The sequence below is a fragment of the Rhizobium sp. R711 genome, from assembly GCF_002211365.1.
GTDB lineage: Bacteria > Pseudomonadota > Alphaproteobacteria > Rhizobiales > Rhizobiaceae > Rhizobium.
Genome location: NZ_LOKZ01000023.1, coordinates 189119 through 203214, shown reverse-complemented (window position 1 = coordinate 203214; position 14096 = coordinate 189119). Strand labels below are relative to the sequence as shown.

Sequence of the window (14096 nt, the reverse complement as noted above, 5' to 3'; positions counted from 1 at the left end):
GATGTGCCGGCCTCGGCACTCACGCAGCCCGAACGTCCAACTGATCCACCGCGGCAATCACACCCCTGAGCTCCGCCAGTCCTTTGAGCCGGCCGATGCAGGAGTAACCCGGATTGACCGTCTTCGTCTGGTCGTCGATCAAAAGGTGGCCATGGTCGGGTCGCATCGCAATGACGCTGTCTGCTCTGCCGGATGCGGCCCGGCGGCGCTCCTCGCGGCGCAACACCGAGATCAACGAGACCATGTTGACATCACCACCGAGGTGCTCGGATTCCATGAAGGAGCCATCCGGTTCTTTCGTAACATTTCGCAGGTGCGCGAAGTGGATGCGTTCGGCAAAGCGGCTCGCCATGCCGACGACGTCATTGCCGTGGCGCGAGCCGTAGGACCCGGCACAAAGGGTTATGCCGTTGGCTGTGTGGTCGACCGCCGCGAGGATGGTCTCGATATCTTCGGACTTCGATACGACCCGCGGCAACCCGAACAGCGAGAACGGCGGATCGTCGGGGTGGATTGCCAGGCGCACACCGTTTTCCACGGCGACCGGCACGACCTCTTTCAAAAACTCGACCAGATTGCTGCGCATGTCGTCGTCGGATAGTTCGTCGAATGCTGCAATCTGCCCGCGGATGGTTTGGCGCGTGTGACTGTCCTCGCCACCGGGAAGGCCAGCAATGATGTTCCGCTCGAGTGTTTCCACATCCTCCTCACCCATACCCGCCAATCGCTCACGCGCCGTCTCGACGAGCTGGGGATCGTAGCTCTCTTCGGCTGCAGACCGCTTCAAGACAAAGACGTCATAGGCAATGAAATCGATCATGTCGAAGCGAAGCGCCAAGCCGCCGACGGGGGTTGGATAGAGCAGGTTCGTGCGTGTCCAGTCGACGACGGGCATGAAATTATAACAGACCACAGGCACGCCGCCTTTGCCGAGATTGGCCAGGCTCTGCTTCCACGCGTCGACATAACGGCGCCAGTTTCCGTTCCGCAGTTTGATCGCCGAATTGACAGGGATGGATTCGCAGACCGACCAGTCCATGCCGGCATTTCTTACGAGCGTCATGCGTTCCGCAACGTCGTCCAGGGTCCAGACCCGGCCGTCATAGATGTGGTGGAGGGCGGTTACGATGCCATGCGCGCCAGCCTGACGGGCATGGGACAATGCGACCGGATCCTGTGGTCCGAACCAGCGCCAACTTTCCAACATCGCAATACCTCCTTAAAATGTTGGACAATTAAGCGCATTTTTATCGTTGCGAGCAAGGCAAAAGCGATAGTTGTCAAGATAAGGCCAACATATTAGGCTTTTAGGAAATGGAGGTTACTGTGGAGTCAAGCAATCGCGGTTCGGCGGTGGATGACGTCGTCCGGCAGATCCGCGTTCTGATCCGAGAGCGGGGACTTGGCGTCGGCGATGTCTTGCCGAGCGAAGTCGAACTCGCCACGATGTTCGATTCCAGTCGCAATACGGTGCGCGAGGCTTTCCGCACGCTAAAGGCCTACGGCATCGCTGAATCCAGGCAAAAGGTCGGCGCTGTCCTCACAGATCAGCATCAAAGCGCGATGCGCGATCTCTTCTCCTTCGCCATGGAGATCTCGGTCGATGCCTTCCGCGACATACAGGGCTACAGGCGGCTGACGGAAATGAACCTGTTCGATCTGATTGCTGACCGTCTGACCGATCAGGCTCTCGTCGAGATGGAAGCAGTCAATGCAGCCATCCTGTCAACGGAAGACGCCGAGCGTGCCTCCGAGCTCGATTTCCAGTTTCACCGCCTGTTGGTGGATGCCGCCGGCAATCGCACATTGTCGGAAACCTATGGCATGCTGAAGCCTGTCATACAGCGCTTGATGCTCGCCGGAAAATCGCAACGACTGACTTTGGAGACGGTTGTGGCCGAGCACTGCGACATCCTTCAGGCCCTGCGCGACCGCGACCGGATCGCTTTCGTCTATCACATGGATCGGCATCTCAGCGCCGGTCTTGAATTCATTTCTAAATGAGCATGCCGAGAAGTGTGGGAGAGGCTGATGGGGGAATTTACCGGCAAGATTGCAATAATCACTGGGACAACTGGAATCGGGCGTGCGATCGCATTGCAGCTGGCGCGCGAAGGCGCGGCGGTTGCCTGCCTTGGCATAGATGGCAAGGCGAACGCCGAGCTTGCGGAGACTGCTGTTTTGGATCGACTGGTCCTTCGCGTCATCCATGCGGATGTCTCCGTTCCCGACAGTGTGGCTGACGCCTTTGCGCAAGCCGTCTCCGCTTTCGGAGGCGTGGATATCATCGTCAATTCGGCGGCGGTGCATCCCTATGGCAATGCTACCGATACGCCCTTCGAGACGTTTATGCGTTGCATGGCGGTAAACGTTGGCTCGATCCATCTGACAGCCGAGCATGGTGTGCCGGAAATGCGCAAGCGAGGCGGGGGCGTGATCATCAATATCTCGAGCGTGCAGGGCTTTGCGTGCCAGCCCGGCGTTTCTGCCTACGTCGCTTCAAAAGGGGCGATCCACGCATTGACGCGGGCGATGGCCATCGACTTTGCTGCCGACAATATACGCGTCGTGTCGATCAGCCCCGGTTCCGTGCGCACGCCGATCCTGGAGCTGGCGGCGCGCACATTCGAAGGAGAAAATGCCGATATCGATGCCGTATTTCGACGCTTCGGGGAGGCGCATCCGCTTGGTCGCATTGGTGAACCCGAAGAGGTAGCCGCACTTGCGGCCTTCCTGGCGTCGGACAAGGCTGCGTTCATTACCGGATCGGATCACCGTATTGATGGAGGTCTGACGGCCGGTATTGGCGTGCGCTGAGGGCCTGCGGGGTTCGTTGGCCGGGCCGCAGACCTCCTAGATGAGGCCGGTGAGCAGGCCCACGCCGGCCAGTGCAGCAATACCGCCAGCCGATCGGATGACAATCGCGCCCTGCTGCTCGCTCACCCTGCCAATCAGATAACCCAGCGCCATGCCTGCAATGTGCAGCACTGCCGTCGCCAGCAGGAAACCCGCCGCATAGGAAACACCGCCGACCGCTGCGGGCATTTCAAAGCCATGTGCGTGACCATGGAAGATGGCAAAAAGGCCAACGATCCCTGCCGCGACAGCGACGCGAGCACGCACGCCGAGCGCGACACCGGCTCCAAGGATGATGACGGAGAAAGCGATACCTGCTTCGACAAAGGGGAGCGATATTCCCATGATACCGAGGGCGCCGCCGACAGCCATCACCGAGGTGAAGCTTGTTGGCACGACAAACAGCGCACGGCCGCCGAGCTGCCAGGCGAGAACGCCGACAAGAACCATTGCGAGGACGTGATCGAGACCCGAAATGGGGTGCGTGAAACCCTGAGCAAAGCCAACCGTTTGGCCAACGCCGGTGTGAGCGAAGGCAAGCGATGGAACAAGGACGCAAGCCGCGAGTATTGCATAGAATTTCGAGATCTTGGAAAACACCGGCCGCCCCTACTCTTTTTTCATGTCGGGACCGAAAATGGCACGCCTGTTCAAGAGGATAAAGCAAAAAAGGCGGCGACACCGTCATTTGACGTAGGTCGCTTCCAAAACGTCCGGTCGCTTCAGGTCGGCTGCAGCGTACCGAACACAGAGACCAGGCCAAGCACGGCGAACCCCAACACGATTTCCGTGCCGGTCGTCCACTTGAGCGGCTCGAGCGATGGGTCGCGAACGAGCCTTGGGACAAGAAGGTAGCGATTGGTTATCGCAAGCGCCACCAAGACGAACACGATCAGGATCTTCATGCTAAGCAGGAGCTGATAATCGAACTGCCAATCGAGCGGAGCGGATCCGACGATCAGGATAGTATTGATGATGCCGGTCGCAATGACCAGTGCCACCGCAACATGGCCGGCGGTCGAAAAGCGCGTCATTGCCGTGCGTGCATCCTGCTGCCATTGCGCGTCACGCAGCATCGGCAAGGTGACGGCGACCGGCACCAACGCCCCGATCCAGGCGCCGCCAGACAGGAGGTGAAGGCCATCGTTGAGGCGATGCATAGTCAGCAACCAGCCGCTGTCCATCGCCGCATGGCCGCTGATCGTGAGGCTGATGAGCAGCAACCCGGCGCTGATCGTGCGGGCGCATTGTCCGAACCGTCCTGGCACCAGGCCGGAGGCAACCACGAGAATGGTGGCCGCCGCCTGGGCAATCCAAGCTTGCCCGACATTGGTTTGCGTAAGGATTGATCGCAGCACCTGCGGTGCAAGCGCATCGTCCCAGCCGTCCCCGATCGTTGCCGCTCGCAGCGGAAGAAGAGCTGCGGTTGTGCCGATGACCAACAGGGTTGCGAGGCTATTGAAATGCCAGAGTCGTCGGCTCACCTGCTGCGCCAAGTCTGCAGGTGCAGCCCAGCAGATGTAAGCTGATGCACCCCACAGGAAAATGGCGCCACTATCAAAAACGAATCGGCACAGGATGAGGGCAGCGTCCGGCGTCACGGCTTTACCGTGAAGCCATAGGTACCGTTGGTCTTGTGACCATCCGTCGAAAGAACATGCCATTCCACCGCATAGGCGCCTGGGCTGAGTGTTTCGGGAAGAGGGACCATCAGGGTCCTGCCTTCATCCATCAGCCTAGCATCACCAGTTTTGACCTCAGCCTTGTCCGGGCCAGTGATTTTCACGCCGGAGAACTTGATATTGAGTTCTTCCGAGAAATGCAGGTCGAGTTCGCCAGGGGAGGCGGCCATCGTCGCCTTGTCCGGGGGCATGGTTTTTATCAGATGTGCATGCGCGAGGGCCTGTCCGGCAAAGCCCAGGACCGCAACGGTGGACAATGCGACAAGGCGGGAAAGTGTCGACATGTTGTTAATTCCTCGATTCAGATGATGGCTTCGCGATCGACGCGGTGGCCTTATTGCGGTTTGGACATATCCATCCCGCCCATGTCGGAGTGGTGATCTTTGGTGCTGGCGCCACCAGCGCTTCCGACATCAAATTCAAGCTCGACGGAACCTGCCTTTTCGAATGTCAGGGTCGCCTTGACCGTCTCGCCCTCCTTGAAGGGTCTTTCAACCCCCATGAACATGAGGTGGAAGCCGCCCGGTTTCAGTTCGACGGTTTGGCCGGCTGGAATGACGAGCCCGCCGGCGACGGGACGCATGGTCATCACGCCGTTGTTGACGGTCATCTGATGGACTTCAGTTGTCGCGGCCCGGTCCGACGTGATGCTAAGGAGCTTGTCGTCGATCGAACCGGTGTTGGTTAGTGTCAGATAGCCGCCGCCGACCTTGGCGCCTTGCACCATGGCCCGCGCGTGCGGCTGGCCGATGTCGATGTCGCCGACCTTCACGTCATGAGCCGCGGCAAATGTAGCAAACACACCAGCAAACAGGAGGCTGGCGATGAAGATTTTAAGTTTTTTCATGATGGCTGTTCTCGGTTTGGCCTTTGTGAGCGGATCATGCCGACCACGTTGACGTGCCCTGTGTGAATGAAACGAAACGACGGGATTTAACCACGAAGTCGACCGGCGCACCGGGAATTGACGACTGCTATGGACTGATGTCACGGTATCGACCGCGGCTCAGCTCTACCCGAAAACCGGGATAGGGGGCGGAGCCCTCGGGCCCCTATTGGGAGCAAACGGTTCCTCGTTGCTTGCCTCTCTCATCGATGGTTGAGTGACCTCGGTGTCGATCCGAAGCCTCACGACGTCGGTCAAATCGGGCGACGGCAGGAGCGTCGAGGCAGCAATACGGCATGCCTCACAGCCATGGCCATGCATCTTTCCATGGTGGTCGACGATGCGCTTGCTGCCGTCAGTGCAGATGACAGGCAATGTGCCATCCGGCAGAACCTGATCGGCCAACGCCGAGGAGGCAAAAGCGCCACTCGCAATGCCCGGGACCTGATGGGTGAGGCCCACAAACAGCAGTGCTATCGCGCAGGTTACCCGCACGAACCACCCCGTCAATCTTGGACAAACGACCGACTGCAGCCTTTGCTCCTCCAGTTGGCAAGAAGCTCTACGGCAGATTCTCGCAAACCTCAATGCGGCAATTGCTGGCAGCTGACGCGCGAAGGGACCTTTGGTTGCAGGACCGGGCGCCGGGGTTTGACGCCCGGGGTGGACCCTTTCCATGCGCGGCACATCATATGGGCGCACGCTCTTTCGAGCCAACGAGGAATTCCAGTAAGGTCCCGATAAAGAGCCCCCGTGCGCGTCCGACACCTGGCCGAACCGCGCAAGCCAGAGGCGCTATCCGTCTTATTGTCTAAAGACTGACGGCGCCCCGCGCAGCCTGGTCGTATTGACCGGATAGAAGCCGCATAAGGGCTGCAAACTGGCTCACGGCCTCTTCGTCAATTGCCAGCGACTTTATTCCGGAGACCAGAAGAGCTTCGCGTACTTCATGGTAGCGCCGGCAGATTCTCCAGCCTTCGTCCGTTACCCGTATGGTCTTTTCCTTGCCGCGTCGACCGCTTTCGACCAGACCCATTGATTGCAGCTTCTTCACTGCATAGGTCACGATATGCGTGTCCTCGATGTTGAACATGACAGCGATGTCAGCGAGGGTTTTTTCGCGGCCGCGGTGATTGGCAGCATGCAGGATGAGCACGTCTGTGGGCTGAAGACCGGGCGCGCCTGCCGCCGCCATACATCGAATGATCCATCGCTGAAATGCATTGCCGGCAACCGTCAATGCAAATTCCATCTCCGATAGCGCCGGCATCGCACCTTCTGCGAGATGAGATGCCGACACGACCGGCCCGATGGAATGCTTGCCGCTTTTCATATTTGCGTCACCCACAATTTGTCGATATTTTATCATCAAATTATAGAAATTGAAGCTGTTTAGGAAGCGCTACCAAGGATGGGCGGCACATGAGGGATGGTGTTTGGGATTTCTGGATCGATCGTGGCGGCACCTTTACGGATGTGATTGGGCGCGCTCCTGACGGTAGCCTCCACCCACGCAAGCTGCTGTCGGAAAATCCGGAAGCTTATCGCGACGCCGCCATCCAAGGCATCCGTGACCTTCTCGGTGTCCCCAAGGGAGACGCCATCCCGTTCCGGCTGATAGGTGATGTCCGCATGGGGACGACGGTGGCCACCAACGCGCTTCTTGAACGCAAAGGTGACAGGGTCCTCCTTCTTATCACCAAGGGCTTTCGGGACGCCCTGCGTATCGCCTATCAGGCACGGCCGGATATTTTCGCGAAGGAGATCGTTCTTCCGGAGCAGCTCTATGAACGGGTTATCGAAGTGGATGAGCGCGTTCGCGCCGACGGCTCGATCGAAGTCCAGCTCGACCTTTTGGCAGTGAAGGACAAGATCGAGGCGGCCAAATCCGATGGTATCGATGCGGTGGCCATTGTCTTCATGCATTCCTGGAAATATCCGCAACACGAGGATGCGCTTGCCGAACTTTGCAAATCCATTGGATTTCGGCAGATCTCCGTCAGCCATCAGGTTTCGCCCTTGATCAAGCTCGTGGGACGGGGAGATACGACGGTTGTTGATGCGTACCTCTCTCCTATCCTGTCGCGCTATGTACAGCAGGTTGGTGCGGAGCTCGGGATCGGCAAATCCACCGACCGTGCGCCGCGACTGAAGTTCATGATGTCATCCGGCGGATTGACTGCCGCTGACCTGTTTCAGGGCAAAGACGCGCTTCTGTCGGGTCCTGCGGGCGGCGTGGTCGGCATGGTGGAAACCGCAAAACTTGCCGGTTTCGACAAAGTAATCGGTTTCGATATGGGCGGCACCTCAACTGACGTGGCCCACTATGACGGCGAATACGAGCGCGCGTTTGATACCGAAGTTGCGGGCGTGCGGGTGCGCGCGCCGATGATGCGGATCCATACGGTCGCGGCCGGCGGCGGCTCGATCCTTCACTTCGAGGCGGGTCGTTTTCGTGTCGGCCCGGACTCTGCTGGCGCCAATCCGGGACCGGCCTGTTATCGCCGGGGCGGCGGCTTGGCGGTGACCGACGCAAACGTCATGTTAGGAAAGCTGCAGCCGGATCTATTTCCGTCGATCTTTGGCCCGAACCAGGACGAGCCACTCGATGCTGCCATTGTCCGTCAGAAATTTCAGATACTTGCCGCCAAGGCCGGCGGCGAACATACGCCGGAAAGCGTGGCTGAGGGCTTCATCAGGATCGCTGTCGAAAACATGGCGAATGCGATCAAAAAGATTTCGGTCCAGCGTGGCTACGACGTCACTGGCTACCTGCTGAACTGCTTCGGCGGTGCCGGTGGCCAACATGCCTGTCTCGTTGCCGACGCGCTCGGCATGCAGGCCGTGCTCATCCATCCGTATTCCGGCCTCTTGTCAGCCTATGGTATGGGCCTTTCTTCGGTGTTTGCCTCTCGCCAACAGGCATTCCTGCAGCCGTTGTCCGATCAGGCCAAGCCCGCGATTGACGACTTGGTTGCTTCCCTTAGCCATGAGGTCGCTGGGGAATTAATCGCTCAAGGCGTTGCAAGAAACGCAATCGATTTCAGGTCTGTTTTGCACATACGCTACGACGGAACCGATACGACGCTGCCGGTGAACTTCGCAGATGGATTGGTTGATAGGGTACGGAGCAATTTTGAACGCGCTCATAAGGCGCAGTTCGGTTTTATCTATGACGCAAAGCAAATTGTCGTCGACTCCGTTTGCGTCGAAGGCACTGACAGAAGCAGTGCCACCTACGGCGAGAGTGACCGAACAATGGACCGCCGAGTTGCTGCTCCGCGCGAAACCCGGAACATCTTCGTTGAGGGGGCATGGCAGGACGCGGGTGTTTTCCGACGAGCCGATCTGTCGCCTGGAGCGTCGATCACAGGCCCGGGGCTGATCATTGAAGCCAATCAGACGATTGTCGTAGAGCCGGGTTGGCAAGCAGAGATCACGTGCAAGGATCACGTGCTGCTGAAAAGGACCGAGAAGAAACAAAACGCCGCGGCGCTGGGAACGAATGCGGATCCGATCATGCTGGAGGTATTCAACAATCTCTTCATGTCGATCGCCGAGCAGATGGGCGTAACGCTGCAGAATACCGCCTATTCCGTGAACATAAAGGAGCGCCTCGATTTCTCTTGCGCGGTCTTTGATCGTACCGGGGCGCTGGTGGCCAACGCTCCGCACATGCCGGTGCATCTTGGCTCAATGGACCGTTCGGTCGAGGCGATTATCCATTTGAACCGGGGCTGCATTCGTCCCGGCGATGTTTTCGCGTTGAATGCGCCTTACAATGGCGGCACTCACCTGCCTGACATTACGGTTGTGACGCCTGTTTTCGATGAGATAGGACGCAACATTCTGTTTTATGTCGCGTCGCGTGGGCACCATGCCGACATCGGGGGAACCGCGCCTGGGTCCATGACACCACTTGCGACGACGGTCGAGGAGGAGGGAATTCTTTTCGACAACTTCAAACTCGTCGATCGCGGTGAGTTTCGCGAGAGGCAGTTACACGATCTCTTGACCAGACATCCCTATCCCGCCCGCAATCCGCATCAGAACATCGGTGACATCAAGGCGCAGATTGCCTCGAACGAGAAGGGTGTGGCAGAACTGCGCAAGATGGTTGCTCATTTCGGGCTTTCCGTCGTTGAGGCATATATGGGCCATGTCCAGGATAACGCCGCAGAGAGCGTGCGCCGCGTCCTCGAACGCCTTCCTGATGCTTCTGAATACAACTATCCGACCGACACGGGCCAGACCATCAAGGTCAGGATTACGATCGACCGAGATAAGCGCGAGGCGACGGTCGATTTCACCGGTACATCAAAAGTCGAGAAGAACAATTTCAATGCTCCGGAACCCGTAACACGAGCCGCCGTGCTTTACGCTTTTCGCGTGATGGTCGAGGATAATATCCCGATGAATGCTGGCTGCCTCAGACCTATCCGAATCGTCGTTCCGGACGGCTGCATGTTGAAGCCCGCCTATCCCGCCGCTGTCGTGGCCGGCAATGTCGAGACCTCGCAGCACGTCACGAACGCGCTTTTCGGGGCGATGGGAGCAATGGCCAACGCCCAGGGAACAATGAACAATCTGACCTTCGGCAATGATCGCTACCAATATTACGAGACGATCTGCTCGGGATCTCCGGCAGGAAAGATGAACAGCGGTCGCGCCTTTGCCGGGACGTCCGGTGTTCATACCCACATGACCAATTCCCGGCTAACGGATCCTGAAGTACTTGAGCTTCGTTTCCCGGTCCTGCTCGAAGACTTTCATATCAGGGAAGGCTCGGGAGGGCGGGGAAAATGGAACGCAGGCGATGGCACAAAACGAACGATCCGTTTTCTCGAACGTATGGAATGCGCAATCCTGTCGTCTCACCGCAACCGGCCGCCCAAGGGCTGCAATGGTGGTCACGACGGAGAAGCCGGATCCACAACGGTTCGACGTCTGGATGGTCGTGTTGATACATTAAGGGCAAGCGATCAAACAATCTTGGAAGCGGGGGAAGCGGTAACCGTTACGACGCCGACTGCCGGTGGCTTCGGCACGTCTTTGCCGTGACAGGCCAACGGATCTCATGCGTGTCGTTGGGCAATAGCGCCAGCCGTCCGAAAACCGGCCAGGCGGATAGTCCCTTGGCATTAGTCCCTGGACACGAATTGACCACTTTCTGCGCTCCGGCGCAGCAGATCAGACGGGTCCTCGGCGAGGCCTTCGGCAACCAGTCTTTCAAGTGCGGCAACGACGCCAGCAATGCCGCGCTCTTCAGCATAATGCATCAGACCACCGCGCCATCGCGGGAAGCCATATCCATGGATTTCCACGAGGTCGATGTCCTCAGCTCGTAGCGCGATCTTCTCATGCAGGATCTTCGTGGCCTCGTTGACCATCGGCAGGGCAATGCAGTCGATGATGCTGGCTTCATCCCACTTTCGCTGCGACGTTTCCCGGGCTTCCTCGGCAATAATGCCGGCGACGATTTCCGAGGGTCGAGGCGTGCGCTTGTCGCCCTTTGCGTAATCGTACCAGCCGCCACCGCTTTTTTGACCGAAGCGTCCCAGCGCGCAAAGCCGGTCGGCGATCGGCGCGAACGGGGTCTCGCCGCGGACGCGCGCCGCCCTGCGTTGGAAAGCGGCAATGTCGAGGCCGCCGAGGTCCTGTGCCTCGAATGGTCCCATCGGAAGGCCAAGCGCACGCATGGCCGTATCGACCGCCCAAGGTGTCGCGCCTGCCAGCAACAGGCGTTCGGCCTGGGCGCGGGTGACCTTCAGGATCCGGTTGCCAATAAAGCCATCACAAATGCCGGCGCGCACCGGAATCTTCTTGAGCATGCGGGCGAGCGCGAAACCCGTCGCAACTGTAGCTGGAGAGGTTTGAGCTGTCGGGACGATCTCCAGCAGCTTCATGGCATGAGCCGGGCTGAAGAAATGCAGCCCGACAAAGCGCTCCGGGTGCTTGATGCCGGCCGAAATCTGTTCGGGATTAAGGTAGGAGGTGTTCGTTGCGAGCACGGCATCGGAACGGCAGATCGTGGAAAGCTTGCCGAAGACTTCACGCTTCACATCGAGATCTTCGAACACCGCTTCGATGACGATGTCCACCCGAGCAAGAACCCCGTAGTCGGTCGTGCCGATGATACCGGATAGACGTTCAGCCGCCGTTTCGGACGTCGTTCTGCCGCGCTTGACGGCGCTTTCAAAAATCGAACGCAGGTTCGATAGCCCCCGCTCGACCGCCACTTCGTCGCGTTCTACGAGCGTAACCGGCAGGCCCGCATCGCGAAGGGCTGCGGCAATTCCTGCGCCCATGGTGCCGCCGCCGACGACGGCGGCAGAACGGATCGGGCGCGGTTCGATACCAGCAAGCTCGGGAGGCCGTGTCGCGCTACGCTCAGCAAAGTAGACATGGCGCAAGGCGGAAGCCTGGGGTGAGCTGCGCAGTTCAAGAAACGTCCGGCGCTCAAAGGCCATTGCGGTGTCGAAATCGGACTCTGCCGCCTTACGCACACAGGCAAGAGCCCGAAGTGGCGCATCCTCGCGCTTTGCGCGACTGGCAACGGCCTTCTCGGTTGCTTCCCAGAATGTCGCGTCAACGACTGGCACGCTTCGTTGGCGCAGTGGAAGCGGAAGACACTGATCCACGGCAGCGCGCGCAAAATCGATCGCGCCCGTTTCCAGATCACCCTCGATGATGGCGTCGATCAACCCCTGCGATCGGGCCTTTGCCGCTGTCACCGGTGTGCCTGTTGTAACCATGTCCGTTGCCAGCGCCGGTCCAATCAGCCGCGGCAGGCGCACACTACCCCCAGCCCCCGGAACGATGCCGAGCCGGACTTCGGGCAGACCAACGCTTGCCGATGACACGGCTATCCGGAAGCGGCAGCCGAGCGCCACCTCGAACCCGCCCCCGAGCGCGCTGCCATGAATTGCCGCTATCCATGGTTTGGTCGCTGTTTCGATACGAGCGATGAGATCGGGAAGGTGAGGGGGTAGAGGCGGCTTGCCGAATTCGTTGACATCAGCACCGGCCATGAATGTCCGCCCCTCGCAGATCAGCACCACTGCCCGCACCGAGGGCTCGGCGTCCAGCCTCTCAACTGCCTTCCACAAATCTTGCCGCACCGACTGCGACAAGGCGTTCACGGGCGGGTTGTCAACGGTGACGACGGCAATATCGCTTTTGAATTCGATGGTCACGGCCATGAAATATCCTATCCCAGCTAGGCTTCGCGAATGCCCCAATCGGCGCTCAGGACCTGGGCTGGCCCCGGTTCCATGCGGCCAGCCGCCTTTGGGCGGAAGTCAAAAAGGCCATCCATCTCACGTTCCTCTCAAGCTGTGGATTTATAATTGACCGGCCGGTCGGTTTATGCAAGAGTTTTTTCGTGAACCGCCCGATCCTGGCGGAACTGGAGGAAACATGTTGGAATCTGACACCATCCTATCGGCGTTTGCCGACGGCGTCCTTACGCTGACCCTCAACCGTCCCGACAAGCTCAATGCCTTCAACGAAGAGATGCATCTGGCATTGCGCGCCGGTTTCCAACGCGCTCATCAGGATGCATCCGTGCGGGCTCTGCTTCTGACCGGTGCCGGGCGTGGCTTCTGTGCCGGACAGGATTTGGGCGACCGCGATCCGCGCAAGGATGGGACGGCGCCGGACCTTGGACGCACGATCGAGCTTTTTTACAACCCGCTAATCCGTCTGATCAGGACCCTCGAAAAACCGGTCGTCTGTGCCGTCAACGGCGTTGCTGCAGGGGCTGGCGCCAATCTCGCGCTTGCTTGCGATATCACATTGGCCGCGCGCTCGGCGCAGTTCATTCAGGCCTTCGCCAGGATCGGTCTGGTGCCTGATTCCGGCGGCACCTGGAGCCTGCCCCGGCTGCTTGGTGAAGCGCGCGCCAAGGCGCTGGCCATGACAGGCGAGCCTCTGGATGCCGAAACGGCGGCAAGCTGGGGCCTGATCTGGAAGATGGTCGACGATGCTGCACTTCTTGACGAGGCCAAGGATCTTGCCATGAAACTCGCAGCCGGACCGACAATGGGCCTCGGCATGACCAAGCGTGCCATCCAGGCTGCGGCGACCAACTCCCTTGATGAGCAGCTTGAGCTTGAACGCGATCTGCAGCGCGAGGCGGGACGCAGCGCCGACTACGCCGAGGGCGTGGTCGCGTTCCTGGAAAAGCGCAAGCCGGAGTTCAAGGGACAATGAGCGACAGGTTCGTTCAGACAGCGCAGGAGCTTGCCAATGCCTGCGCGGATGCCATGTGGCGCGAGGATAATGCCAGCCGTCACCTCGGCATGGTCATGGAGCGCGTGGCGCCCGGAATGGCTGTCATCTCCATGGTCGTCAAGCCGCAGATGACCAACGGTCACGGAAGCTGCCATGGCGGCTATGTCTTTACGCTGGCCGACTCCGCCTTCGCCTTTGCCTGCAACACCTACAACCAGCGGACAGTAGGGCAGCATTGCTCGGTAACCTATATCGCACCGGCCCTTGCCGAGGACCGGTTGACAGCTTGCGCGCGCGAGGTCTCACGGCGCGGACGCGGCGGCATCTACGATGTCAACGTGACCAATCAGAACGGCGACCACATAGCCGAATTTCGTGGCCATTCGCGCACCGTCAAGGGCACCCTTTTGCCGCAAAAGGCGTGAAGCCGGTCATTC

13 protein-coding genes are annotated in these 14096 nt (G+C 59.4%); 5 read left to right on the top strand and 8 right to left on the bottom strand.

The features are described 5' to 3' along the window. Positions 1-19: 19 nt before the first annotated feature. Positions 20-1207, bottom strand: coding sequence for a mannonate dehydratase (gene uxuA / locus ATY80_RS19165; protein WP_088693921.1), 1188 nt, complete (start codon positions 1205-1207; stop codon positions 20-22). 119 nt (positions 1208-1326) lie between these two features. Here uxuA and ATY80_RS19160 point away from each other — a divergent pair, with 119 nt between their 5' ends. Continuing rightward, positions 1327-2004, top strand: coding sequence for an FCD domain-containing protein (locus ATY80_RS19160; protein WP_189637211.1), 678 nt, complete (start codon positions 1327-1329; stop codon positions 2002-2004). A gap of 27 nt (positions 2005-2031) precedes the next feature. Continuing rightward, positions 2032-2817, top strand: coding sequence for a glucose 1-dehydrogenase (locus ATY80_RS19155; RefSeq protein ID WP_088693919.1), 786 nt, complete (start codon positions 2032-2034; stop codon positions 2815-2817). A 36-nt stretch (positions 2818-2853) separates the two neighbouring features. On the opposite strand, the gene ATY80_RS19150 is transcribed toward ATY80_RS19155, so the two are convergent. The 6 genes from ATY80_RS19150 to ATY80_RS19125 form a co-directional block, all read right to left on the bottom strand. Then, positions 2854-3456 carry a HupE/UreJ family protein gene (locus ATY80_RS19150; RefSeq protein WP_088693918.1) on the bottom strand — a complete coding sequence of 201 codons (603 nt, stop codon included), beginning with the start codon at positions 3454-3456 and terminating at the stop codon, positions 2854-2856. Between the two features lie 122 nt (positions 3457-3578). Beyond that, complete coding sequence (gene copD / locus ATY80_RS19145) at positions 3579-4457, bottom strand: copper homeostasis membrane protein CopD (RefSeq protein ID WP_088693917.1); 879 nt, start codon at positions 4455-4457, stop codon at positions 3579-3581. Further along, the gene (gene copC, locus ATY80_RS19140; RefSeq protein WP_088693916.1) at positions 4454-4822 is read right to left on the bottom strand and encodes a copper homeostasis periplasmic binding protein CopC; all 369 of its coding nucleotides are present in this window, start codon (positions 4820-4822) and stop codon (positions 4454-4456) included. Before copC ends, copD begins: the two co-directional genes overlap by 4 nt. Positions 4823-4872: 50 nt before the next feature. Beyond that, entirely contained in the window at positions 4873-5385 is a 513-nt protein-coding gene (locus ATY80_RS19135) for a copper chaperone PCu(A)C (protein ID WP_088693915.1), read from the bottom strand. 165 nt (positions 5386-5550) lie between these two features. Continuing rightward, positions 5551-5919 (bottom strand): hypothetical protein, encoded by a 369-nt coding sequence (locus ATY80_RS19130; RefSeq protein ID WP_348626649.1) that lies wholly within the window; start codon positions 5917-5919, stop codon positions 5551-5553. A 316-nt stretch (positions 5920-6235) separates the two neighbouring features. Further along, positions 6236-6757: a winged helix DNA-binding protein gene (locus ATY80_RS19125; RefSeq protein ID WP_088693914.1), complete on the bottom strand. Its 522-nt coding sequence runs from the start codon at positions 6755-6757 to the stop codon at positions 6236-6238. 89 nt (positions 6758-6846) lie between these two features. Between ATY80_RS19125 and ATY80_RS19120 the strand changes: the two genes are divergently transcribed. Further along, positions 6847-10485 carry a hydantoinase B/oxoprolinase family protein gene (locus ATY80_RS19120; protein ID WP_088693913.1) on the top strand — a complete coding sequence of 1213 codons (3639 nt, stop codon included), beginning with the start codon at positions 6847-6849 and terminating at the stop codon, positions 10483-10485. Between the two features lie 80 nt (positions 10486-10565). Here the strand turns inward: ATY80_RS19120 and ATY80_RS19115 are convergent, their stop codons facing one another. Then, positions 10566-12626, bottom strand: a complete 2061-nt coding sequence (locus tag ATY80_RS19115) for a 3-hydroxyacyl-CoA dehydrogenase NAD-binding domain-containing protein (protein ID WP_088693912.1) — start codon at positions 12624-12626, stop codon at positions 10566-10568. Between the two features lie 217 nt (positions 12627-12843). On the opposite strand from ATY80_RS19115, the gene paaG reads away from it, so the two are divergent. Continuing rightward, the gene (gene paaG / locus ATY80_RS19110; protein WP_088693911.1) at positions 12844-13638 is read left to right on the top strand and encodes a 2-(1,2-epoxy-1,2-dihydrophenyl)acetyl-CoA isomerase PaaG; all 795 of its coding nucleotides are present in this window, start codon (positions 12844-12846) and stop codon (positions 13636-13638) included. Next, the gene (gene paaI / locus ATY80_RS19105) at positions 13635-14084 is read left to right on the top strand and encodes a hydroxyphenylacetyl-CoA thioesterase PaaI (protein ID WP_088693910.1); all 450 of its coding nucleotides are present in this window, start codon (positions 13635-13637) and stop codon (positions 14082-14084) included. The genes paaG and paaI overlap by 4 nt, the downstream gene beginning before the upstream one ends. The last annotated feature ends 12 nt before the right edge of the window (positions 14085-14096 follow it).

Bases quoted from the DNA above. Each gene is read 5' to 3' on its own strand.
- copC (WP_088693916.1), bottom strand. From the start codon at position 4,822: ATGTCGACACTTTCCCGCCTTGTCGCATTGTCCACCGTTGCGGTCCTG.
- ATY80_RS19115 (WP_088693912.1), bottom strand. From the start codon at position 12,626: ATGGCCGTGACCATCGAATTCAAAAGCGATATTGCCGTCGTCACCGTT.
- uxuA (WP_088693921.1), bottom strand. From the start codon at position 1,207: ATGTTGGAAAGTTGGCGCTGGTTCGGACCACAGGATCCGGTCGCATTG.
- paaI (WP_088693910.1), top strand. From the start codon at position 13,635: ATGAGCGACAGGTTCGTTCAGACAGCGCAGGAGCTTGCCAATGCCTGC.
- ATY80_RS19120 (WP_088693913.1), top strand. From the start codon at position 6,847: ATGAGGGATGGTGTTTGGGATTTCTGGATCGATCGTGGCGGCACCTTT.
- paaG (WP_088693911.1), top strand. From the start codon at position 12,844: ATGTTGGAATCTGACACCATCCTATCGGCGTTTGCCGACGGCGTCCTT.
- ATY80_RS19155 (WP_088693919.1), top strand. From the start codon at position 2,032: ATGGGGGAATTTACCGGCAAGATTGCAATAATCACTGGGACAACTGGA.
- ATY80_RS19125 (WP_088693914.1), bottom strand. From the start codon at position 6,757: ATGAAAAGCGGCAAGCATTCCATCGGGCCGGTCGTGTCGGCATCTCAT.
- ATY80_RS19135 (WP_088693915.1), bottom strand. From the start codon at position 5,385: ATGAAAAAACTTAAAATCTTCATCGCCAGCCTCCTGTTTGCTGGTGTG.